Genomic DNA, 21,529 nt, shown 5'->3' on the forward strand with positions numbered 1-21,529 from the left:
CACCCCCTTCGCTCATCGCGCACCTCCTTCGGCCATTCGAATCAACAGGTCCATATGGCGCCACACCTTCTCGAAGGCATCGGCGTACCGCTCCAAGACGGGGCCCGCGGCCGGGTTGAGGTGCGCCTTCTGCAGGGTGAACGAGTCCTCGATCACGGCGCGCGTCACCGGCAGCTCGCCCGCCGGGCAACCCTGGAAGACGGGCTGCTCCGAGAGCGGCATCGATTGATACCGCGACACGGGCACGCCTTCGGCGCGCAGCGCGCGGCAAACGATGGCGCGCAGCGGGCCGCTCGAGCTCGGGGTCCGGCCCAACGCCGTCGCGTCGCACCGCAAACGCAAGATGTGCCAAGCGTGGCCGCGATCGGGGAGCGCGCGCGGAACCACCAAGCCGGGCAAGGGCGCGAGGCGGGTGAGAAAGGTGCGCACGTGCTGATCGCGCTGCATCTGCTCCGTGTCGAATCGTTCCAGCTGGCTGCGCGTGAAGGCGGCTTGGATGGCGTTGATCTTCGCGTTCCACCCCATGATCCGCGAGATGTAGTCGCGCGTTCCATCCTTCGCCAAGGTTTCGCCGAACTGGCGCATGGCCGCGATCCGCTCATAAAGGGCGGTGTCGTCGGTGGTCACCAGCCCGCCCTCGCCGCACGTGGGGAGGTTCTTGGAGACGTTGAGGCTGAAGGTCGCCGCGCTCCCCAGCGATCCCACGTGCCGGCCGCGGTAGACCACGCCGTGCGCCTGCGCGGCGTCTTCGATCACCGCGATGCCATGGCGCTCGGCCACCTCGCGGATCGCGTCCATCTCGGCGGGCAGGCCGTGCAAATGAACCGGAACGACCGCCCGGGTGCGCGGGGTGATGGCGGCCTCGAAGGCGGCCGGCGAGAGATTGTAGGTCGCCGGATCGATGTCGGCGAAGACCGGGGTGGCCTGCAGATGAACCGGTGCAAGCCCAGTGGCGACGAAGCTCAATGCCGGAACCACGACCTCGTCGCCGGGGCCGATGCCGACCGCCGCGAGCGCAATTTGAATGGCAATCGTACCATTGGCGACCGCCGCACAATGGCGAACGCCGACGCGTTTGGCCCACGCCTCTTCCAAGCCGGCGATCTCGCGCTCGCCGGAGGCCATGGCCGTGAACTTGCCGCTGTCGAGCACCCGATTCACGGCCTCGCGATCCGCCGCGGTGACCACCGGCCACTCGGGCATCGCCGTGCCCCGCGGCACCGCGCGCGCCCCGCCCAACATGGCCAGCCTATCCATCGCTCTTCCTTCGCTCATGTTTCGGCCCCTCGAACGAGATATGCGTGCAGGTCATCGAGCACGCGTTGCTGATCCTCGTGGAGCGCGCGGGCGCGCCGGCGCAATCGCCCGGCTCCATCGGGGAGCTCGCGCGCCATCGCGATCGAGATGCGCAAAGCCGTCCAGTGGTGGGCGACGCGCTGCACCCCGCGCGCGATCTCGCGCAGCTCGGCGCAGTCCACGTCGTTCGCGGCGCGGGCCAGCCAATCGGCGTGCACCCCCGCCGCTGCGAGGGACGTGCCGGACACGATGAACCCCTCGTCCACCGCCTCACCCAAACGGTCCGCCAAATCCGCCAGAAACCGCGCCTGGCCGGCCATCCCGGAATAAGTATCGCGCTCATCCGACTCCGATGGCCCCGCTGGATCCGGCGAACCGGCCCGCCAGCGCGCCACATTGCGACGGAGCACGTCCATGCGCTTGGCGTGATCCCAAGGCTCGTGGCGACGGCGGATGTCCACCGAGAGCCAGCGGTGCGCAATGGGACTCTCGGTGAAGAAGCGGTCCCGCGCGTGCATCGCCGGGTTGAACGAGCCGCGCGCCGCCGTCAGCACATGGCGCGGGATGTCGCCCTCGAAGAAGGGCGGCACCGCGTCCAGCACGCGCACCGTGTCCTCTTCGTCGTCGAAGCCGTACACGATCAACAAATGATTCGCGTGAACGTCTTGGTACGCGGGGCGGAAGGGCAAATGGTAGTTGTCGACGGCCACGGCCACCGGTTTTTCGAAGGTGGCGATCTGCTCCCGCACCGGGCCCCAGCCCTCGTCGTCCGGCCAGCACCACGCCGACCGCACATCGATGTATGGTGCAAGGGCCTGGAGGATCGAAATTCCGGGCGGGCACGGGTAGTAATACTCCTCGCGCCTCGCGTCGCCCCGGCGGTAATAAAAGCTCCACCCGGAGCCCAACGCGTCGATCACATCGATGCCGTGATAGGCAAAGAGCGTCCCCGCGCACGCGTGAAGGCAACCCGCCAGATCGTGCCGAAACGAGCGCACGCCCTCGAGGATCCGCTTCATGGTGCCTCCGTGGCATCAGGCAACGCGGCCAAGAACGCGGTGATGGCAAATACGTGAATCGCCGGATTGTCCGGGAAACGAAGCGCAGCCAAAGGCGACTCCCTGGTGACGGGGATGCGGTGCCGCCAGAGGGTCGGCGCGTGCCCTTTTTGCACGTGCCTCGGATAGTGCAGCGCCTGGCATCGCAACCCCTCCGCGCCGGGCGGCCCGAAGCGGGGCGGGGTCTCGGGCCAAAAATCGTCCACCCGAAGCCACTCGCGATCGAGGTTGCCGTCGGCGAAGTGGAGCCACACGTGGTCCTCGGTGCGGCGCTCGGCGGCCGCCAGGAGGTAAATCCAATCGTAGCGACCCTTGGGGATCGAAACGAGCTGGCGCGCGCACCGAAAATGGTCGGCGTGCCCATGGCGCGTCAGCCGGAACGCAATCGCGCCGAGATCGAACGACGCGCCCGGCGGCGGCAGATCCTCCGCCGGGAACGAATTGCCCCATAGGTTCAAGGCGCCTTGGGCGAGCTCGCGCTCGGAGGTGATACCCCGGTCGTCGAGCCACGCGCCGACCTCCACGGGAACGCATCGAGAATTCGTCATGGCGCCGTCCCGAGCTCGGGTGTCCGGCCGTCGGGGGTCCGATCCTGGCGCGCCCCGAGCTCGGCGGCGAGCTGGCGGATGGCCGCCGTGAGCACCTCGATGCCGCTGCGGTATTCGCCCACGGCGATGTGCTCGTCGTCGCTATGGTCCAAGGTGCTGTCGCCCGGCCCATAGGTGGCCATCGGGATCCGCCAATGCGGCGCCACGGTGTTCATATCGGAGGTCGCCGTCTTCAATTTGTGCTGCGGTCGCCCGCCGTGCGCGCGGATCGCGGCCGTCAACGCCCTCACCACCGGATCGTGGCGGTCCACCTGCACGGCCGGGATCCGATGCCGCACGCGCAGCGCCGCGCCCTGCGCGAGCATGCGCAGCTCGTCCACCAAGGCCGCGGTGTCGCACCCCGGCCCGATGCGGCAGTCGATGGCGAGGGTGGCGTCCGTCGCATCGCCCTCGAAGCGCGACAACGTCATGGTCGTCTCGCGAAACGCAGGTGTCTCGCGGGCCTCGAACCGCGCGCGCACGGCGGCCCAGAACCCCGCCGCCGCCTCGGCCGCCTTTTCGCGCGGGTTGGTCGGGTGCGTGGCCGGCTTGTGCACCTCGTATTCGAGGGCGACTTGCCCCTTGTAGCCCAGGACGACGGTCGAGGCGCCGCTGGGCTCCCCCACGATCACGGCGTCCGGCGCGGGCATGGTGCGCACCAGATGATTGGCGCCGCGCGACTCGGCGGTCTCCTCCTCGACCACCCCCGCCACCACGAGCGTCCCCGGGAAGTCGCGCAGCCGCAGGGCCGCGCTCACCATGGCGCCGAGAGGACCTTTGGCGTCCACCGCCCCCCGCCCGAACACGAGCCCATGGGAGATGCGCGCCGGCAGCGGCCTTCCGGAGGTATCGAGATGACTCATCAAGACGATCGTCGGCCCCACGCCGGTCCCCACGGTCGCCAAAAAATTACCGACTTCGTCCTGCCGCGCCGATACACCGTTTGCGCGCGCATAGCGCGTGAGGTACGCGCTCAACTCCGCCTCGCCGCCAGATGGCGACGCGATCTCCAACATGCACCGCAGGAGCTCCACCTCGGATGCGTGCTCCATCACGCGACCTCCTCGCTGCGCGACAAAAAGACGCGGGTACCTTCCCCCGTGAGCGCCTTCAGGACCGGCGTCGCCACGCGGCCATCGGCGATGGTCACCTCCGGCACCTCGCCGAGAAGCGCCGCGCGCGCCGCGACGAGCTTGAGCCCCATGCCGCCCGATACCCTCGGCGCGCCATCCGACGCCGGCTCCGCCTCTGCGCCCAGGGTCAGCCGCGCCATCCTGGTGCTCTCGTCCTCGACGTCCTCGAGAACACCGGGCGAGGCGGTGAGCATCACCAAGTGCGCCGCGCCGAGCGCGGTCGCGATGGCCGCGGCCACGCGATCGGCGTCCACGTTCACGGGGCGGTGATCTTCGGCCACCGCGGGCGGCGAGATCACCGGGACCAGCCCCGCGGCCAGCAGCATGTGCAGCAGCGACGCATTGACCCGGGTGATCCGCCCGCTGTGATCGTCGCGCACGATCACGGTGCGGCCGTCGACCACGGCGCGGTGGGCGCGCTTGCGGGTGGCGGCGAGCAGCCCTGCGTCCAAACCGGTGAGCCCCACGGCCGCCACCCCGCGCGCCGCGAGCGCGGTGACGAAGCGCGGCTTGGCGCGCCCGGCGAGCGCGAGCACCATCACGTCCAAGGTGGCGTCGTCCGTGTATCGGCTGCTGACGCCGTCCGGAGCGACCATGCGCCGCTGCTCCACCCCCAGGCGGCTCGCCAGCTCGTCGATGTCATCGGCGCCGCCGTGCACGAGCACGACCGAGCGCTGCGCGCGCCGGAGCGCGGCGATGTCGTCGGCCACCGCCTCGTGGCTCACCCCACCCGTTCCGCATTTGACGACGATGAGATTGCGATTATCAATCATGGATATCCCACTCGAGCTCGGCCCAATCACGCCAAATCTTGCCCATCACGCCAATCATGCCATTACGGATGAAGCCCCTGGAATTCGAGCCCCAGCCGCTCGGACCATCCCATTCGAACGTTGAGGCATTGAATGCCATTTCCGGCGCCGCCCTTCATGAGGTTGTCGAGGGCAGCGATCAACGTCAATCGATGGCCTTCCGGATCCAACGCGAACCCGACATCGCAGTAGTTCGAGCCGAGCAAAATCTTGGGCTCGGGCAGACGATAACGGCCTTGCCGCTGCGCAACCACGCGCACGAACGGTTCATTCCCGTAGGCCTCGCGGTAAATCCGATAAAGGGTGCGCGCCTCGATGGGCTCGCGCGATCGGGCGTGACAGAGCACTTGCACGCCGCGCACGGCCTCCACCCCGGTCGCGGTCATATGCACACGAAGGCCCGTGCTCTGCGCCATCTCCGCCTCGTGGCGGTGACCGTGTGGCGCGAAGACGCGCATGGCGCCGCTCCGCTCGGCGTGGAGGTTCTGCTCGAGCGCCGTGGCGCCGGAGCCGCTGGAGCCGGTCTTGGCGTCGACGATGACGTCGGGCTCCAGGATGTCCGCGGCGGCCAGCGGGTGCAGCGCCAACATGCCCGCCATGGCCATGCACCCCGGCACGCTGATGCGATTCGCCGTCCGCAGCGCCTCGCGATGGCGCTCGGGCCAACCCGGTACGAAGGTGGTCGCCCATTCGAGGGGCCTTTGCGCTTTCGGGTAATAACCTTGGTGCAGCGCCTCGTCCGTGAGCCGGAAATCGGCGCTCAAATCGATGACGATCGCGGCGCTTTGCGCGATGTGCGGCGACCGAGACAGAAGCTCCGCGGAGCGCCCATGCTCCGTGGCCAGAAAAAGCACGTCGGAGGCCGGAATGTCGTCGGAGGGCGCAAATATCAGGTTGGTCGCGCCGCGGAGGTTGGGGTGCACCCCGTCGACGCGGTGCCCCGCGAAGGTGCGCGAGAGGGCCGCGCGCACGGTGACATTCGGGTGACCGAGCAGCAAACGCAGCACCTCGCCGCCCACGTACCCGGCCGCGCCCACCACGACGGCCGTCAGCATGACGCCCCCGCGGAGATCAGCGCATCGGCCATGGCGCCGGCCACGTCCAATTGGCCGCCGTGGGCCTCCATCAGCCCGTGGAACTCCACCACGTGGTTCACCTCGAGCACCTGCAGCGCGCCGCCCGCGTCCTCCACCACGTCGACCCCGGCGATCCGGGCTCCCACGGCGTCGGCCGCGCGCACCGCCAGCTCGACCAAATCGGCGCGCAGCGGACACGGCTCCGTGCGCGCGCCACGGGCGGTATTGGTCCTCCAATCCGCGGAAATGCGATACATGGCGCCGACGGGCTCGCGCCGCGCCACGATGATGCGAATATCCCTCCCCGGCTTCGGGACGAATTCTTGCAGATACATGATTCGATGTTGGGGCGACGGCATGGCCTCCCGATGCTCCAATACCGCCTCCAGCGCGTCCGGATCGCGCAGCAGGTTCACCATACGACCCCACGATCCCGTAACCGGTTTCATCACCAGGGGATAGCCAAGTTCCACGGCAGCCTTTCGTGCCGCCTCGCCCGAGAGCGCGACGGCGGTCTTCGGAGTTGGAATGCGATGCGCGCGCAGAACGGCCGTGGTGCGCGCTTTGTCGGCGCAGAGCTCACTCGCGTGTGCCGAATTCACGACCGTGACGTCCGCGGCCTCCAAGAGGTGCGTGAGATAGAGACCGCGAACCTGAGCGATCTCGCGATTCAAGACCGCCGCGTACCGAGGTACGGTGGCGCCATCGCCCGCCCAGAACGAGCGCGGGTCCAAATGGTCACACGAGGCCCCGCGCCTTTGGAGGGCTTCGAACAGCTGTTTTTCCTCGAAACGGACGCGGGACGCGGCGACGGCGAAACGCCGAACCGCCACGTTATTCGCCCCAATCCTCTTCGATTTCGGGCGCGAGCGCGAGCACGATGGGGTCCTTCGCGACCACCTCGAGCTCACAGCCGCATCCGGCGCACTCTACGACTTCACTTACGCGCGTGTCCTGGGAGACCTCGATGGTTGCGGTACATTCGGGGCACTGGAGCATGGGCTGCTTCCCTCTGGCATTTGACTGCGTTCATTCCGCACCCGACGGGTACGCGGACCGAGATCGCGTACCGGGATCGACGTGACAGCCCCCCAACGACGACGTAAGCCGATGCTAGTATCCCTCAATCCAGTTTCAAGCATCTTTTCGCACGAGAAATGAATTTTGGCATTTATTGCGCGAAGAACCGCGCTAAATGAATTTACGAAAATCGTTATCAACGAAGGTTGGCACACGGCTGGTACACGTTGGTACACCTCATTTCCAACCAAGAGCCCGCAAGATGGCCGCCATCAATCCGCGCTCGTGGACACCGCCATCCATGGACTACGGTTGTGATATTGGCCATTGCCGCAGCCATGACGTCCGTGCAACAGAGCGCGGTCATGCCGCTGCTTCCGCGCATGCGGGACGCGCTCCACGTGCCGCTGACCACGGCTGCGTGGGCGGTGACCATCAGCCTCCTCTGCGGCGCCGTCGCCACACCGCTCCTCGGGCGGCTCGGGGATCTTTACGGGCGGCGCCGAATGCTGCTCGTGACGCTCGCGGCGTTGCTCGCGGGCTCGGTGCTCGGCGCGCTCTCCACGTCGCTCGCCATCCTGCTCGTAGCGCGTGCGCTGCAAGGTTGTTCGGCTGCGTTGGTGCCTTTGGCGATCGGCGCCGTGCGCGATGCATTACCGGCGCAAAAGGCCCCCGTCGGCATCAGCGTCGTCACCGCCACGATGGGAACGGGCGTCGGCGGCGGGCTCGTATTGAGCGGGCTGGTGTCGCGTTGGATGCCGGGTTACCACGCCGTGTTCTGGGTCATCGCAGGCCTCGCGGCGCTCGTGCTTGCGCTTACTGCGCAAATCGTACGCGATGTCAATGCGCCACCCGGAGGCTCGCTCGACCTACCTGGCGCAGCGCTGCTGATCATGGCATTGACGTGTGCGTTATTGGCCATCGGCCAAGGTACCAAGTGGGGCTGGGGCTCACCCCGCACGACTCTTGTCTTCATCGCGGCAGCGCTGCTGTTTGCCATTTGGGTCGAGGTCGAAAAACGATGCGCTGCGCCGCTGATCGCCATTCCAATGCTCGTCCACCGCGGGACGGTGGGCGCCAGCGTGGCGGCATTGGCATTGGGGTTCGCGCTCTTCGGTGGTTTTGCGCTGATACCCACCTTCGCCCAGGCCAACCGTGCGCTCGGCTATGGATTCGACGCCTCCGTCTTGGAGGCGGGGCTTTGCCTTTTGCCGACCGCGCTCCTCATGCTGGTGATGTCTCCATGGACCGGGCGGCTGGTTCCCGTGTGCGGCGCGTCGACGTTGGTGGCCGTGGGCGCGCTGATCACGGCGCTCTCCGATATTTGGCTGATGGTCTCCCATGACCGCATCGGCGATCTGCTCGTGGCGAGCTCGCTCTTCGGCCTGGGGCTGGGCCTTGGCTTCGCGGCCCTGGGGGTCATGGCCGTGGAGCACGTTCCAGCCGAGAAAACAGCCGTCGCCAGCGCCATCAACAGCTTGTCGCGGCTCACGGGCGGCAGCTTGGCGGGCGCGGTCACCTCCGCGATCTTCGCGGCGGACACCATCCCCCAAACCACCCTCCCCAGCGAGCGCGCTTACGTGATCAGCTTCGGGCTCATCGCGGCCGCGGCCGCCGCGTGCGCGATCGTTACGTGGGTGTTCCGGTTTCGTAGCCTTCGGGTGTCGTAGGCCCGCCGTCCTCCCACGTCGCCGGGAGCGCGCGGGCCAAGGTCCCGCGCTCCGTGGGCTCGACCCCCAGCAAACGCAAATAGGCGAGCAGCGGCTGCGAATGGCTGTGCATGTTGTTCACGGGATACGCCTGCATCGCCAAAAATTGCGCGTCGACCCAGGTGCGGCCGGGGCGCGAGGATTCGGGCGCATTCCAGGCGTCGGGGCCGGAGAGGGTGCCTTCCCAAATTTCCGGATAGTGGAGCGTATGGGCGCGCAAGGTCATCCGCCGCCATTGGCTCCACGCGAGCTCGGGGTGGACGCGCGCGGCCGCCCAGATCAACGTCATATTGATCGAATACCAAATACCGCCGTACGTGCCATCGCCCCGGCGCGGATCGCTCGGCACGGGCCATCGCACCCTCGCGCCCAACGGCGAGCCCGCGGCCGGCCCCTGATCGATGAGCTCCAGCAGCGCCCGCGCTCGGGTGCGATCGGCGGCGCCGCACAGGATGGCCCAGGGCTGCACCTCCAGCCAGAGATCCGTGTCGCCGAGCACCTTGCCGTCCGGCGCGTAGGCGCGGTGGAACCACTGGCCGTTGTACGCGGCCGCCACCCGGCGGCGCAAATCCTCGGCGTGCTCGCGCGCCTCCTTCGCCAAGGCGGGCTCGCCCAGACGATCGGCGAGGCCGGCGAAGACGCCGAGCACCCACGAGGCCATGGCCGAATTGAGCACCGAGCCGCCGCGCTGGTTCATTTGCTCGGGGTCGATGCCCGGCTCGTGGAGCACCAGGTCGTTCCAGTCGGCGTTGAGGATGCGCACGTGCCCCTTCTCGCCGCGCGCCACGAAGTCGATGACGAAGCGAAACTGACGGCGGAGGTGCTCGCGCAACGGCACGGCCTCGGCGAGGTGCTGCGGGTGGTAGGCGAGCTCGCGATCGAACGCCTGCAAATCCCCGGTTCGCGCCGCGTACTCCGCCGCCAGCCAGAGCGCCCATAGGTTCGAGTCGGAAGGGCGCCACAAAAGGTTGGTCGGCCGCTTGGCCGCGTTGAGCGCGTACGGGAGATCGCCGTTGGGCTTGGCCCACGCGCACGTGTTTCGCAGCACCGAGAGCGCCAGCGCGGGCTCGATGTACACGAGCGGCAGCGCGTGCTGCAGCGGATCGCGCGCGGCGCCGTTGAAGCCCGCCACGTATGCGTAGGCCGAGCCTTGGTTCAACGTGTGCCCGCCCACCACGCGATCGACCGACAGCCCGCCGGTGAGCATGGCGGCATGCCAGGGGATCTCCTGCACGGCCTCGGGCGCCCGCGTGGAGAAAGCGCGCGGCAGGCGCAGCCCGAGCTCCGCCAGCGACCGGGCGAAGAGCCGCTCCGGACGCGGCACCTCGGTGTCGTCGTGGAGCCCAAAACGAAACCAGAGCTCGCGCGTCTCCCCCGGTCGCAAGGTGACGGAGGTCGCGATCTCCAAGGTCGGGTGCGGCGAGCCATCGTCCGCGCGGTGCGTGGCCTCGCCCTGCGTTTCGCCCAGGCGCTCGAGCACGATGCGCGCAGGCTCGCCGAAGAGCGAGCGGGCCGCGTCCCCCAGGTCGCCGTCGGCGGCGCGGTCGGCGAACACTTCGCGCGCGTGGAGCCCGCGCGCGGACGGCGCGACGTCGTACGAAACGGCGAGCCGCGCGCGCCTCTTCGCCTGCTCCGGCGTCTGGCGGACATTGAGAAAGCGCGGACGCAGCGCCCAGCGCTCCACATGGCGCAGGGTGCGCGGTCCATCGGCCCCGGGCGCGAGCGAAAGAGTGACCCGCACCAGCACCCACGGCGCCTCGCCCTCGGGGCAAAGCACGGTGCGCTCCAGCGCGAGCCCCTCGCTCTCGTCGCGAACGCGAAACCACGTGGGCCCGAAGACGCGAACCGAGGGCGCGCTCCGCGGCCGTTCGGCGTAATACGTGCTCCAACGCTTGCCGCCATCTTCGACGATCGACACGCCGGAGCCGGCGGGCTCGGGCGCCACCAGCCACCGCAAGCCCGCGGCCTCGTAGAACAACGCGACCGTTCCATCGTTGGCGGCCTGCAATCGGATCGCGCGATTGCCCATCATCACCCAATGCCGCCGTGTGCGCGGCATCGAAATGGGATCCCACTCCGCAAAGGGGAGCGAATCCTGATCGGCGTCGTACACGAAGGCCGCTATCCCATAGCGCGTTTCCCAATGCCCATACGGGCTCGGCGCGGCGGGCTGCAGCGCATCGAGCGCGAGACGCGACTCGGGCGAGCCCGACTCGGCCGACGAACCGACCGGAAAGTGGCAGCCAAACGCCCAATGCGATGTGGCTGCCGTTCCGCCATAGGCCAGAAGATTGAGAAAGTGACGTCGGTGCATTGGCTTCACCCCAAGAGGCCCGCGTGCCACCGCATAGGGGGCAGCGCTCGCTCACGATTCGCGCAGCGTTCGCTGCGGCGTACGATGGTCCTCCTCGTCATACGCGGCGATCGCCGAATTCTGCCTGGGGCGAAGCAGTTTGTACGCGCACGGTAACTTCGTTTATCGGATGCACACCGCTTCGACGTTGTTGCCGTCGGGATCGAGCAGAAATGCCGCGTAGTACGTGGGGCTGTAGTCGCTCCGTACGCCGGGACCACCGTTGTCCCGCCCGCCCCCTTCGACGCCGCCCGCGTAAAAGCGATCGACGGAGGCGCGATCGGTCGCGCGGAAACAGACGTGGGCGGGCCCCGTCGCGCCCTTCGAGCCCGCATAGAGCCAGAGGCCCGGCTCGCCCGGAGGACCGAAGCCCGCGCCCGAGTCATCGCGGGAGCAGAGCACGAAGCCGAGCCCGGCGAGTGCAGCCGTGTAAAAGCGAACGCTCGCGTCGATGTCTTTTACCGCCAATCCAATATGATCGTACATGATGACCTCTCTTTTGGAGGTCATCCTACGAACGCGCGGCCAGCCGTTCTTGGAAGATCTTGCGATCGCCTCTGGCCGCTTGCCGAAAATTGCGCGGTGAAACGCCGGCCGCGCGATGGAAGGTGCGCACGAAGTTGGAGAGATCGCCGAACCCCACGTCGAACGCGACTTCGGTGATCGAGCGCGTATCGTCGATCAGCAAACGCGCGGCGTGGCGCAGTCGGGAGCGAACCAAATATTGATGCGGCGTCACGCCCAGCACCTTGGAGAACAATCGCAGAAAGTGGAACGGGCTGAGGCCGGCCTCCGCGGCGGCCGCGTCGAGATCGATCGCTTCGTGCGCGTGCGCGTCGATCCAGCGCGCCGCCTCGACGGCGCGGCGGCGATCGCGCGCCCACACGTCGCGCGACGCGGGCTTGCGGCCCGACACCAGCTCGATGAAGCGCTCCGCGAGCAAGATGCCCACCTCTTCGACGGCCACGTCGCTCGCTCCACCCACCGCCGACTGCGCGAGCTCGCCCAGCACCATCAGCTCGGGCATGGGCGGCATACACCCCGTGCGCCAGATGTCGGCGCGATCCCCGATGCCCTCGACGAAGGCTGGCGAAAGCCGAAACGAGAGGCTCTCGTCGCCGCCGCACGCGTACTCGTGCGTGCACCGGTACTCGTCGCCCGGATTGCCGATGAGCAGCGAGCCGGTCACCAGCTCGAACGATGCGCCGCGCGTGCGGTAGCCGAAGCTCCCCTTTCGAACGTACGAGATCGAGTAGCTCGTATGCAGCTCGTCGAACGGCACGTCATGGGGGCCGGCGTTGCACGTGTACTCGGTGATGGACATCGATTCGTGCGCGGAGATCGTTCGAAGCGGCATTCAGCGCCCATTGTACCGCGACGCATCGCGCCAGTCCTGCCGATTTCAGCGCTTCGATGGCGAGGGCGCGGCGCCCGCCACCGAGGCAGGCAACTCGAGCGCGCGCCACAAGTACCAGCTCGCCACCGTGCGATACGGCCTCCACCGCTCGCCGTACGCAGCGACCTCTTTGGTCCCCGGCATTTCCGATTTTCCGAGCACAATCCCGAGCCCTTTGCGGATGCCGTAATCGTCCACCGGCAACACGTCGGGCCGGCCGAGTCGGAAGACGAGCAGCATCTCCACCGTCCATCGTCCGATGCCGCGCACTTGGGTGAGGCGCTCCACGATGGCCTCGTCATCCATGGCGTGCACCTCGGCCAACGTAGGAATTTCGCCCGCCTTGGCCTTGCGCGCGAGATCGCGCAAGGCGAGCAGCTTGGCCCGCGAGAGGCCCGCGCCGAGGAGCTTCTCGTCCGATGCGCGGAGGATTTGCTCGGCGGTAGGGCCTTCGTGCGCGCGCGGAAAGAGGGCGCGCACCCGGGCGAAGATGGTCGCCGCCGCCTTGGTGGTGAGCTGCTGGTACACGATGGCCTCCGCCAGCGCAAAGAAGACGCTCACCGTGGGATCGAGCCGCAGGCGGCAAGGACCGACCGCGTCGATGATGCGCGAAAGCGATGGATCGCTCGCGCGCACGTGCGCGACGGCCGACACCGGATCGAACCCGAGCACACCGTCGCCGTCCGCCGCCGTGGTGGCGGCCGCCCGCGCGCGTTCGATCGAGAGCAAACGGAGCTTGGTGGTGATGCCGCCGTTGGCGGAGAAGCCACCCACCTTGCCGCCTGCCGTGAGCACGCGATGGCACGGCACGACGATGGCAAACGGGTTTCGCCCGAGCGCCTGCCCCACCGCGCGCGCCGATCCAGGTGCGCCCATGCGCGTCGCGATCTCGCCGTACGAGAGCGTGGCCCCCGGCGCGATGGTGCGCGCCACCTCGTACACCCTCCGGTGAAACGGGGGGACCTCGACCATATCGAGGGCAATGCCGGCGAGGCGGTCGTCCTCCGCGCCGGCTTCACCCGCCAAGAGCGCGACGATCCCGTCGCGCGCCCGCTGGGCCGCGGGGGACGGCGCGCCCTCGATGGCCTCCGGAAATCGCTGGACCAGCCGCGCGCGCGTGGCGTCCTCGCGCGCCTCCGGGAGCTGCACGCCCACCACCCCGCGCGCGCCCCACGCGATGCCGCATCGGCCAATCGCCGTATCGAAGAGTGCAAATCCCTGCGCCGCCATACCCTCACGACGTACTACCACCGGCCCCGGACGATCTTGGAGAATCTTGCGATTCAGGTGGCCGGCGGGTCCCAACGGAACGGCTCGAAGGCGGGGTCGAGCGGCGCGCCGGTCAGGCGAATGGAGTACGTGGTCAAGGTGAACACAGATACGCCCAGGACGACGTCGAGCGCGTTCCGTTCCGTGTATCCTGCATCGAAAAAAGTGCGCAGGGCCGGCTCCCCCGCATCGCCGCGCGCCGCAAGGACGCGGCGCGTAAACGCGGCCAGCGCGGCCAGCTTGGGATCGGCGATGCGCTCCCCCTCGCGGAGCGCGCGGATCAGCGCGTCCGGGGCCTGCATGCGGCGGAGGATCGCGGTGTGCATGGGGACGCAGTAGTGGCAGCGGTTGAACACCGAGATCGCGAGGATCACCACCTCCCGCTCCAGCGGCGATAAGCTGCTCGCCTCGAAGATGGGGAGCGCCTTGGCGAAGGCCTCGAGCACCGACGGGGAGCTCGCCATCCTGGCCAGCGGCGCCGGTACGAATCCAAATTGTTCGGCGGCCCGTTCGAGGTGGGCGCGCGCCTCCCGGGGCGCCGTCTCCGGGGTGTGGGGGACGAAGCTCGCGGTCATCGATTCCCCTCGTTTCTTTCCATGGCCCGACGCATAACGCGGCGCGGCGCAATGTTGATAGTTGCCATGACAACAAATATAGTTGCCAAGATAACCATCGACAATCCCCTGGCGCGAACTGGCCGCTTTCGGCCGAGCGCGCGACAATGGAGGCCATTGCGGCAGATTGTCGCAGAACGACGGTGGGCGCGGGGAGCGTCGTTCGATGGCGAAGGTTCGAGCTTCGCGTGTATTCTCTGCCGATGGCCAAGCACGCGCGGAACGCCTTCAAGCTGGAAGATTCGTTCGCTTATCACATCTATCGGTGCGCCCGGATGCTCCGCTATCGCTTTACGCACTTCACCGGGAGCCTCGGCGTGGAGGTGAGCCAGGAACAGTTCTTCATCTTACACAAACTCAGCGAACGGGCGGGTCAATCCCAAATCGAGCTGGGCGACGAGCTCTTCTCCGACCGCCCCAATTTGACGCGGATGATCGCCACCATGGAGCGAAACGGCTGGATCCGCCGCGAAGAGGATCCCAAGGACGCGCGCAAGCTGCGCGTCTCGCTCACGGCGCAGGGCGCCACGTTGATCGCCCGCATCGAGGCGTCGATCCTGGACGAGCGCAAACGCCTGTTCGCCAAATTGACCAAGAGCGATCTGGCGGAGTTGATCCGAATCGTCGGCCAAATCGAGACCAATATCGGCGCCGAGCCCTGAGGCCGCGCATTACGCGGTGCGCGTCACGCGGCGCGGGTCGTTGCGCGCAGGGTGTCGTCGAGCGTCGTGCGTCTTCAGGCGTCACGCGTTGGCGTAGGCGAAGCGGGCGGCGGACGTGCGCTCGGGGCCCACGAGCTCGCGCACCAAGTCGGCGCGATTGGTGACCGCCAGCTTGCGATAGAGGCGGCGCACATAGGTCCGCACCGTGCTCTCTCCAATGCCCATGATGGCGGCCGTATTGACCACCGTGTAACCGGCCACGAGCAAGCGCGCCACCTCGCGCTCGCGCGGCGACAGCTCCTCGTCCTCGGGCTCCGGCGCCGAGGTCGCGACCCCATTCAGCAGCTCGTCGTGCGCCAATTGCGCGCTGGCCCCCGCGACGGCGAGCGGCGCGAGGTACTCCAGTCGCTGGGTGTCCGAGTCCCGAAACGGGAGCTCGTCCCCGCGGCGCTCGACCCCGCACACGGCGAGAAGGACGCCCCGCTCGTGCAGGAACACCAGCGCGGCATCGACGAAGCCGCCCGAAATCGAGTTGTCCCGGAAGTAAGGGAGGGGCGCGCGCGCCTCCGGAGAGACGAGCTCGCTCGCGCAGTACGCATACCGCGCTCGGGCCACCAGGGTGCCCTCGTGGAAGCCAAAGGCCTGGGCCAAGGTGCATGCCCCCGGGCCACGCAGCGCCACGAGCGCGCCATCGATCATGCGCGAGGCGTTCGCAGGGCCGAGCGCGTCGGGGGCGTTGAAACAGAAGAAGGCCCCCGAAGCGGGTACGAGGCGCCGCAGCGAATCCATGACGCGCCGCCGAAAATCGGCCCGAGCGGGCAATGCTACATCGGTCATCGTACCGGGCTCGAGCAAGATGGGCGCCATTTGCACATGGCTCGAAAAACCGCGCGGTTCGAAGCTCATCAATCAGAATTTCAAAGCCGCGCGTCGAAGTCTCGAACAGATGCCCACTTCTCCGGCCCCGAGCCCAACCACCGTGCACGTTATGGCAGCGGAGAGCGCCAGGCGCGATCCCGAGCCGATGCCTGAGGCGGTCGACTATAAGGGGGACGGCATGATTTCCGTCCGCGGACTTCAGAAGCACTACCGGGTTCACAAGCGAGCGCCGGGGCTCAAGGCGGCCGCCATGTCGCTCTTCCGCCGTCAGTACACGGAGGTCGCCGCCGTCGGCGGCATCTCCTTCGAGATCGCGGCGGGCGAGCGGGTGGGTTTTCTGGGCCCCAACGGCGCGGGCAAGACCACCACTTTAAAGGTGCTCTCCGGCCTTTTGCACCCCACCTCCGGCCACGTCTCCGTCGACGGCCACGAGCCGCGCAAGCGCGAGGACGCGTTCCTGAAGAAGATCATGTTGGTGCTCGGGCAAAAGCAGCAGCTCATTTGGGACTTGCCGCCCCATGAGACCTTCGAGCTCAATCGCGCCATCTACGAAGTACCGCGCGCACAATACGAGCACACCATCGGCGAGCTCACCGCGCTCTTGGAGATCCGCGATCTGGTGAACCGCCCCACCCGCCAGCTCTCGCTCGGCGAGCGCATGAAGTGCGAGCTGTGCGCGGCGCTGATCCACAACCCCAAGGTGCTCTTTTTGGACGAGCCGACCATCGGCCTCGACGTGTCGATGCAGACGACCATCCGTCGCTTCGTCAAAGATTACAACGAGCGCTATGGGGCCACGCTCATCCTGACCAGCCACTACATGGATGACGTGGCCGCCCTCTGTCCGCGGGTCATCGTGATCGACAAAGGCCGCATCTCCTTCGACGGCAAACTCGAAGATCTGGTGCGCCGCATCCGGCCCGACAAGCGCGTGGTGCTCCGCCTGGGCGGGCCGGTGGCCGCGGAGGCGCTGAACGCGATCGGCACGGTGGTGCGGCACGAGGTGGGCGAGGCGGTGCTGCAGGTCGGCCAGGGCGATGTGAGCCGCACGGTGGCCCACGCGCTCTCCGTGCTGCCGGTGAAAGATCTGACGGTGGAGGACGCGCCGCTCGAGGAGGTGATGCGCGAGCTCTTCGAGCAAGGCCGCGCCACGGCGAGCGGAGGCTCCGGCGCAGGCAGCGGCCCGAGCACCACCAACGGCCAGGAGCCCCCCGCGTGAGCGTGCGGAGCACAGTTCGCGCACTACCAACGTTGTTGCGGGTGGGGTTCGCGGAGGCCGTCGCCTACCGCGCCGAGCTCTTCGTGTGGATCCTGGTGACCACCATGCCGCTGATCATGCTGGCGTTGTGGCTGGCCGTGGCGCGCGACGCGCCCATCGGGCGATTGGGCGCCCCCGAGCTGATCGCGTACTTCCTAGCGGCGTTCGTCGTGCGCCAGCTCACGGCGTCTTGGGCGGCTTGGCAGATCAACACCGAGGTGCGCGACGGCACCTTGGCGATGCGGCTCCTGCGGCCCGTGCACCCGCTGGTGGCCTATGCGACCGAGCAGTTCGCGGCGCTTCCTTTGCGCGGCGCCTTGTCGATCCCCATGGCGCTGATCGCCATTTTCGTGGTGGGGACGGCGCCGTGGCCGCGCGATCCGCTCATCTGGGTGGCCTGGGCGCTGTCGATGCTCGGGGGGTGGCTCATCACCCTGTTCGCCAACATGGCCATTGGGTGCCTGTCCCTCTTTTTGGATAGCAGCATCAAGCTGATGGATATGTGGCTCACGCTGTTTCTGGTCTTCAGCGGATACCTCATCCCCGTTGAAATGTTCCCGCCCGCCGTGCGCGCCGCCAGCGACTGGCTCCCCTTTCGCTACCAAATCGGGTTGCCGGTGGAGCTCTTGACCAACGCTCACCCGCGCGGCACCGCGTTCGAGCTGCTCGGCCGCCAATGGCTCATGGTGGCCATCCTCGGCAGCGCGGTGGCCATCGCATGGCGGCGCGGGGTCGGTCGCTTTGCGGCCTACGGGGGATGAGGGTGCTGCGCTATTTGCGATTGCTGGGCATTCAGCTCCACGCTTCGACCCTGCTCGGGATGCAATACCGGCTGGACTTCGTGCTCGATGGGATCATCGAGATCTTTTGGGCGATGACCGCCATCCTCCCGCTGGTGGTGGCCTTTCACACGCGCGCGCAGATCGCGGGCTGGAGCTTCGGCGAATCGCTGCTCGTCGTCGGTTGGTTCACCTTGCTCGCCGGCGTCTTGGAGGGCGTCATCAGCCCGAGCCTCTCCAACGTGGTGGAGCACATTCGAAAGGGCACGCTCGACTTCGTGCTGCTCAAGCCGGCCGACGCGCAGTTCCTGGTCTGCACGGCGCGCTTGCAACCCTGGCGCGCCGTCAATGTGGTGAGCGCCATCGTCATCTTCGTGTACGCGTTCCACCAAATGAACCGCGTGCCGAGCTGGCTCGGGCTCGCGATGGCGCTGGTCCTGCTCGTCGCATCGACGGCCGTGCTCTTTTCGCTGGGTGTGCTCACGGTGTGCGCGGCCTTTTACGTGGTCCGGGTCGACAACCTGACGCAGCTCTTCGTGTCCATCTTCGATGCGGCGCGGTGGCCATCGTCCGTCTTTCGCGGCGCGCTGCGCTTCGTCTTCACCTTCGTGATCCCGCTGGCGCTGATGACCACCTATCCGGCCCAGGCGCTGCTCGACCAGCTTCCCCTCCCGACCTTCGTAGCCTCCCTGTTCGGCGCCGCCTCGTTCGTGGCCGCTTCGCGCGCGGTTTGGTCGCGCTCCTTGGGGAAATATACGTCGGCGAGCAGTTAGCGCGGTCGATGGCGACGGCGGGGATCCGTCAGGCTCGTCTCCATGGATCGACGCCGCACTCCTTCGCTTTTCGGTACACGAGGACGATATAGAGCACGTCCAGCACGAAGACGAAGAGGTACAGAAAGTTGATCGTGGGGGTGAGCGGGTACGTCTGGTGCATGACGGTGTCTTGCACGAAGGAGGCGCTGGGCCAGGGGTGCTCGGCGCTCGTGATCGCCTCGAATACCGTGTACGCGTACGCAAACAGCGTACCGATCCACTTGAATATGGCGATATACACCGATTGACCCGCGATACCATCCCGGCGGGCCAACATGGCGACGAAGAGGATCGACATCATGAAATTGATGCCGAATCCCGTGTACAGGCCTTTCGGATCGTGAAATTCCTCGAACGCGAGGCGCATGAGCGGGAGCGCCATACCGATGGCGGCGACGAAGATGAGCTTGAAATGGCGTTTGACGAACGGGGCGCGGAAGTCCTTCGCCCCGTACATGAAGCACTGAACGACGATGGGGACATCGGCAAAGAACCAGGCGATGCTATCGCGATGCAGATCGTTGCTCAACGGCTCGTACAGGAAGCCGTAGCTCGCCTCCCACGATAAATTGGCGGCCAGGGCCGCGACGGGCATTCCAAAGACTTTGTCTTTGAAGCTACGCCAAATGATGAGTACATAGGCGATCAGCCAGCCCACCGTGGATACGGCGCCCAAGGAATTCAAGACAAGCGTATTCAAAGCCCACTACCTTTCTGCTCGCGACGAGCCACCACCCGTTCCATCGCCCGAAACGCGGCGACGAGACGGTCCTCGTATTCGCGGGAGACGGATGGCGATCGCTCGTTCGAGACCCGCTCGACCCCGCCAGCTCCTGCGTACGATCTGTCTACGAGCTACATACGATTTACATACGTTCTAAATAAGCCCTGCACACCAACCAATAAGATGTATGCAATGTAGTTCCCATTTACTCATTCGCAAGCATCGACCACGACGACGACGGCAAAGAGGGTGACTCGACGGATCGCGCTTTTGCCAATGGCGCGTGCTGAAGTCATGGTGAGATCGCGGCGACACCATCAAGCACGATGCCAATGCAACGCGGGTCACGGTCGATGCACGGGCACCTGCGATCGCGCGTGATGCGCCTTTCTGGCGCAGACCAAAGGCTCGTCGCGCACGGTACAGTGGTACACTCGACTGGTACGATGGGATCTCGCGGCGAGTCGCTCTTCGCGATGAACGGCGAAAGCGGCCACCGATGTCTGTACGTCCCGAAGGGGTCGCGGCCGAAAACGCCCACCCTGAACCATGGACCGTTCACCGCCCTCGTCTCGGTCCACTAAGAAAAGGCCTACAAGGCGCTGTGTCCTGGTAATTCCCGCTACCATCGAGCCACGGCATTCTTTCGAGAGCGCAAACCTCGGGGCATGGGCGTTGCACATGGCGCGGTATGATCAAGGGTGCCTCGAGCCGATGGCGGCATATCCCCGAAACGGCATGGACGCGTCTGTTTCGTGATCGACGTGGGGTCTCCTCCGTCGAATACGCCGTTCTCTTAGTTGGCATTTTGCTCCTGGTTGCCGGCGGCTACCGCGCCCTTGGGGCGGCAACCTCGACCACCACCAAGTCCACGACCGCCGTCATCCTCGGAGGCACCGCGACGGTGGCCGGTAACGGCGGTAGTCCCTACACCGGCGCGGGCGGAACGCCGGGCGCGGTCGGTCCCGTGTGCGACGGGCGCGGTTGCAGCCAGCCGGGCGGGAATTGTTTCGTCGCCGGGACACCGGTGGCAACGCCTTCGGGCGAGCGCCCCATCGAGAGCCTTCGCGCCGGAGATCTCGTGCTCACGCGCGGAGAGCTCGATGGCACCGTGAGCGCGCACCCCGTGGTCCAAACCTTCGTGCGCGCTGCGCCGTCGCTCGTGGACGTGCAGATCGAGACCGCCGATGGTGACCGCGAGAGCGTCCGCTCCACGCCCGAGCACCCGTATTGGAGCATCGCGCGCGGATGGGTCCACGCCGGGGAGCTTCGCGCGAACGAGACGCTTCGGGATATCGGAGGGCGCGACGTGCGGGTAGCGCACGTGGTCCCCGTTGCGCAGGAAGCGCTCGTCTACAATATCGAAGTGGAGCAGACGCACACGTACTTCGTGGGCCACCTCGCGACCTGGGTCCATAACGCGTGCAGCGCGATTGACAACGCTGTCACCGGCGGCGGACCCCCGGGTGTTCCGGGCCCCGTCAGCATCCATCATAGCCTGGGGACGCTCCAGCCGAATGGCGTCGGCAAGTTCGAGGTCAAGGGTCCTCCGTGGATCATCGCCGTCGCCCCCGACCGGCCGTGGTATCAGCTCGGCTCGTCGCCGAATCCGCAGTTCAACGGGCAGTTCATCGGCCTCCAAAACCGCCCAGGGTCCATCGAGACCGGCCGGCCTGGCCCGCAGGTGCGCCCGCCCAATCTCAATCCGAATACGACGTTCATCGACGAAGCCGTAGCCCCCAGCGCCGACGAGGTGTTCACCGATCCGCTGAGCGGTTGCACCGTCATCATCACGCCGGGCGAGCCGCCCCACCTGCACCACGTGCTCGGCAGCTCCCTCGGGGACAACCCCCAGGAGTACGAGACCAACCTCAATAACTATTTGAACTCCCAAGGCATCAATCCGAATGGCTATCCGAAGCCCATCATCGTGAAGCCCAACGACTACGGTTGGGTGACCGGCGATCCGAGCACGGCCACCAATGGGGGGTTCGTCTACGGAAAGAAGACGGACGGCCGAATGGATTGGTATTTGGTGAAGTACGGTCCAGACGGCCCCGTGAAGCAACACATCGGGCCGGTGCGATGA

General features: G+C 67.1%; 21 protein-coding genes. 6 read left to right on the forward strand and 15 right to left on the reverse strand.

All coding sequences use genetic code 11. The annotated features are described in order from the left end of the window. Positions 1 to 12: 12 nt before the first annotated feature. The 8 genes from LZC94_37035 to lysW all read right to left on the reverse strand — a co-directional run bounded on the left by LZC94_37035 (position 13) and on the right by lysW (position 6,961). Positions 13 to 1,275: a DegT/DnrJ/EryC1/StrS family aminotransferase gene (locus tag LZC94_37035; protein ID WXB13437.1), complete on the reverse strand. Its 1,263-nt coding sequence runs from the start codon at positions 1,273 to 1,275 to the stop codon at positions 13 to 15. After that, the gene (locus tag LZC94_37040) at positions 1,272 to 2,315 is read right to left on the reverse strand and encodes a BtrH N-terminal domain-containing protein (protein WXB13438.1); all 1,044 of its coding nucleotides are present in this window, start codon (positions 2,313 to 2,315) and stop codon (positions 1,272 to 1,274) included. The genes LZC94_37035 and LZC94_37040 overlap by 4 nt, the downstream gene beginning before the upstream one ends. Continuing rightward, complete coding sequence (locus LZC94_37045) at positions 2,312 to 2,902, reverse strand: hypothetical protein (protein WXB13439.1); 591 nt, start codon at positions 2,900 to 2,902, stop codon at positions 2,312 to 2,314. Before LZC94_37045 ends, LZC94_37040 begins: the two co-directional genes overlap by 4 nt. Beyond that, positions 2,899 to 3,993 (reverse strand): M20/M25/M40 family metallo-hydrolase, encoded by a 1,095-nt coding sequence (locus LZC94_37050; GenBank protein WXB13440.1) that lies wholly within the window; start codon positions 3,991 to 3,993, stop codon positions 2,899 to 2,901. The genes LZC94_37045 and LZC94_37050 overlap by 4 nt, the downstream gene beginning before the upstream one ends. Further along, a complete protein-coding gene (locus LZC94_37055; GenBank protein WXB13441.1) occupies positions 3,993 to 4,847 on the reverse strand; it encodes a [LysW]-aminoadipate kinase in 855 nt (284 codons plus the stop codon). The genes LZC94_37050 and LZC94_37055 overlap by 1 nt, the downstream gene beginning before the upstream one ends. Positions 4,848 to 4,909: 62 nt before the next feature. Then, entirely contained in the window at positions 4,910 to 5,941 is a 1,032-nt protein-coding gene (argC, locus tag LZC94_37060) for an N-acetyl-gamma-glutamyl-phosphate reductase (protein WXB13442.1), read from the reverse strand. After that, positions 5,935 to 6,795 (reverse strand): lysine biosynthesis protein LysX, encoded by an 861-nt coding sequence (gene lysX / locus LZC94_37065; protein ID WXB13443.1) that lies wholly within the window; start codon positions 6,793 to 6,795, stop codon positions 5,935 to 5,937. Before lysX ends, argC begins: the two co-directional genes overlap by 7 nt. Position 6,796: 1 nt before the next feature. After that, a complete protein-coding gene (gene lysW / locus LZC94_37070) occupies positions 6,797 to 6,961 on the reverse strand; it encodes a lysine biosynthesis protein LysW (protein ID WXB13444.1) in 165 nt (54 codons plus the stop codon). 359 nt (positions 6,962 to 7,320) lie between these two features. Here lysW and LZC94_37075 point away from each other — a divergent pair, with 359 nt between their 5' ends. Further along, on the forward strand, positions 7,321 to 8,652 hold the full coding sequence (locus LZC94_37075) for an MFS transporter (GenBank protein ID WXB13445.1): 1,332 nt from the start codon (positions 7,321 to 7,323) through the stop codon (positions 8,650 to 8,652). On the opposite strand, the gene LZC94_37080 is transcribed toward LZC94_37075, so the two are convergent. The 5 genes from LZC94_37080 to LZC94_37100 all read right to left on the reverse strand — a co-directional run bounded on the left by LZC94_37080 (position 8,612) and on the right by LZC94_37100 (position 14,284). Next, positions 8,612 to 11,005 (reverse strand): hypothetical protein, encoded by a 2,394-nt coding sequence (locus tag LZC94_37080; protein ID WXB13446.1) that lies wholly within the window; start codon positions 11,003 to 11,005, stop codon positions 8,612 to 8,614. The two genes, LZC94_37075 and LZC94_37080, sit on opposite strands and share 41 nt — an antisense overlap. Before the next feature lie 162 nt (positions 11,006 to 11,167). Continuing rightward, positions 11,168 to 11,530 carry a VOC family protein gene (locus tag LZC94_37085; GenBank protein ID WXB13447.1) on the reverse strand — a complete coding sequence of 121 codons (363 nt, stop codon included), beginning with the start codon at positions 11,528 to 11,530 and terminating at the stop codon, positions 11,168 to 11,170. A gap of 25 nt (positions 11,531 to 11,555) precedes the next feature. Beyond that, the gene (locus LZC94_37090; GenBank protein WXB13448.1) at positions 11,556 to 12,401 is read right to left on the reverse strand and encodes an AraC family transcriptional regulator; all 846 of its coding nucleotides are present in this window, start codon (positions 12,399 to 12,401) and stop codon (positions 11,556 to 11,558) included. Between the two features lie 45 nt (positions 12,402 to 12,446). Continuing rightward, positions 12,447 to 13,670, reverse strand: coding sequence for a methylated-DNA--[protein]-cysteine S-methyltransferase (locus LZC94_37095; GenBank protein WXB13449.1), 1,224 nt, complete (start codon positions 13,668 to 13,670; stop codon positions 12,447 to 12,449). Between the two features lie 53 nt (positions 13,671 to 13,723). Continuing rightward, positions 13,724 to 14,284, reverse strand: coding sequence for a carboxymuconolactone decarboxylase family protein (locus tag LZC94_37100; GenBank protein WXB13450.1), 561 nt, complete (start codon positions 14,282 to 14,284; stop codon positions 13,724 to 13,726). 242 nt (positions 14,285 to 14,526) lie between these two features. Here LZC94_37100 and LZC94_37105 point away from each other — a divergent pair, with 242 nt between their 5' ends. Beyond that, entirely contained in the window at positions 14,527 to 14,985 is a 459-nt protein-coding gene (locus LZC94_37105) for a MarR family transcriptional regulator (protein WXB13451.1), read from the forward strand. A gap of 81 nt (positions 14,986 to 15,066) precedes the next feature. Here LZC94_37105 and LZC94_37110 read toward each other — a convergent pair whose 3' ends face one another. After that, positions 15,067 to 15,891: a LuxR C-terminal-related transcriptional regulator gene (locus LZC94_37110; GenBank protein WXB13452.1), complete on the reverse strand. Its 825-nt coding sequence runs from the start codon at positions 15,889 to 15,891 to the stop codon at positions 15,067 to 15,069. A 151-nt stretch (positions 15,892 to 16,042) separates the two neighbouring features. Between LZC94_37110 and LZC94_37115 the strand changes: the two genes are divergently transcribed. From LZC94_37115 to LZC94_37125, 3 genes are read left to right on the forward strand one after another with little or no spacing between them, the layout of a single operon-like run. Beyond that, a complete protein-coding gene (locus LZC94_37115; GenBank protein WXB13453.1) occupies positions 16,043 to 17,083 on the forward strand; it encodes an ATP-binding cassette domain-containing protein in 1,041 nt (346 codons plus the stop codon). Next, positions 17,080 to 17,883 carry an ABC-2 family transporter protein gene (locus LZC94_37120; GenBank protein ID WXB13454.1) on the forward strand — a complete coding sequence of 268 codons (804 nt, stop codon included), beginning with the start codon at positions 17,080 to 17,082 and terminating at the stop codon, positions 17,881 to 17,883. Before LZC94_37115 ends, LZC94_37120 begins: the two co-directional genes overlap by 4 nt. After that, on the forward strand, positions 17,880 to 18,674 hold the full coding sequence (locus tag LZC94_37125; protein ID WXB13455.1) for an ABC-2 family transporter protein: 795 nt from the start codon (positions 17,880 to 17,882) through the stop codon (positions 18,672 to 18,674). The genes LZC94_37120 and LZC94_37125 overlap by 4 nt, the downstream gene beginning before the upstream one ends. 28 nt (positions 18,675 to 18,702) lie before the next feature. Here LZC94_37125 and LZC94_37130 read toward each other — a convergent pair whose 3' ends face one another. Beyond that, positions 18,703 to 19,416 (reverse strand): hypothetical protein, encoded by a 714-nt coding sequence (locus tag LZC94_37130; protein WXB13456.1) that lies wholly within the window; start codon positions 19,414 to 19,416, stop codon positions 18,703 to 18,705. Positions 19,417 to 20,131: 715 nt separating this feature from the next. Here LZC94_37130 and LZC94_37135 point away from each other — a divergent pair. Further along, a complete protein-coding gene (locus LZC94_37135) occupies positions 20,132 to 21,529 on the forward strand; it encodes an HINT domain-containing protein (protein WXB13457.1) in 1,398 nt (465 codons plus the stop codon).

It is taken from the genome of Sorangiineae bacterium MSr11954 (assembly GCA_037157815.1).
GTDB lineage: Bacteria > Myxococcota_A > Polyangia > Polyangiales > Polyangiaceae > Pendulispora > Pendulispora albinea.

Bases quoted from the DNA above. Each gene is read 5' to 3' on its own strand.
- LZC94_37035 (WXB13437.1), bottom strand. From the start codon at position 1,275: ATGAGCGAAGGAAGAGCGATGGATAGGCTGGCCATGTTGGGCGGGGCG.
- LZC94_37040 (WXB13438.1), bottom strand. From the start codon at position 2,315: ATGAAGCGGATCCTCGAGGGCGTGCGCTCGTTTCGGCACGATCTGGCG.
- LZC94_37045 (WXB13439.1), bottom strand. From the start codon at position 2,902: ATGACGAATTCTCGATGCGTTCCCGTGGAGGTCGGCGCGTGGCTCGAC.
- LZC94_37050 (WXB13440.1), bottom strand. From the start codon at position 3,993: ATGGAGCACGCATCCGAGGTGGAGCTCCTGCGGTGCATGTTGGAGATC.
- LZC94_37055 (WXB13441.1), bottom strand. From the start codon at position 4,847: ATGATTGATAATCGCAATCTCATCGTCGTCAAATGCGGAACGGGTGGG.
- argC (WXB13442.1), bottom strand. From the start codon at position 5,941: ATGCTGACGGCCGTCGTGGTGGGCGCGGCCGGGTACGTGGGCGGCGAG.
- lysW (WXB13444.1), bottom strand. From the start codon at position 6,961: ATGCTCCAGTGCCCCGAATGTACCGCAACCATCGAGGTCTCCCAGGAC.
- LZC94_37075 (WXB13445.1), top strand. From the start codon at position 7,321: ATGACGTCCGTGCAACAGAGCGCGGTCATGCCGCTGCTTCCGCGCATG.
- LZC94_37080 (WXB13446.1), bottom strand. From the start codon at position 11,005: ATGCACCGACGTCACTTTCTCAATCTTCTGGCCTATGGCGGAACGGCA.
- LZC94_37085 (WXB13447.1), bottom strand. From the start codon at position 11,530: ATGTACGATCATATTGGATTGGCGGTAAAAGACATCGACGCGAGCGTT.
- LZC94_37090 (WXB13448.1), bottom strand. From the start codon at position 12,401: ATGCCGCTTCGAACGATCTCCGCGCACGAATCGATGTCCATCACCGAG.
- LZC94_37095 (WXB13449.1), bottom strand. From the start codon at position 13,670: ATGGCGGCGCAGGGATTTGCACTCTTCGATACGGCGATTGGCCGATGC.
- LZC94_37100 (WXB13450.1), bottom strand. From the start codon at position 14,284: ATGACCGCGAGCTTCGTCCCCCACACCCCGGAGACGGCGCCCCGGGAG.
- LZC94_37105 (WXB13451.1), top strand. From the start codon at position 14,527: ATGGCCAAGCACGCGCGGAACGCCTTCAAGCTGGAAGATTCGTTCGCT.
- LZC94_37110 (WXB13452.1), bottom strand. From the start codon at position 15,891: ATGAGCTTCGAACCGCGCGGTTTTTCGAGCCATGTGCAAATGGCGCCC.
- LZC94_37115 (WXB13453.1), top strand. From the start codon at position 16,043: ATGATTTCCGTCCGCGGACTTCAGAAGCACTACCGGGTTCACAAGCGA.
- LZC94_37125 (WXB13455.1), top strand. From the start codon at position 17,880: ATGAGGGTGCTGCGCTATTTGCGATTGCTGGGCATTCAGCTCCACGCT.
- LZC94_37135 (WXB13457.1), top strand. From the start codon at position 20,132: ATGATCAAGGGTGCCTCGAGCCGATGGCGGCATATCCCCGAAACGGCA.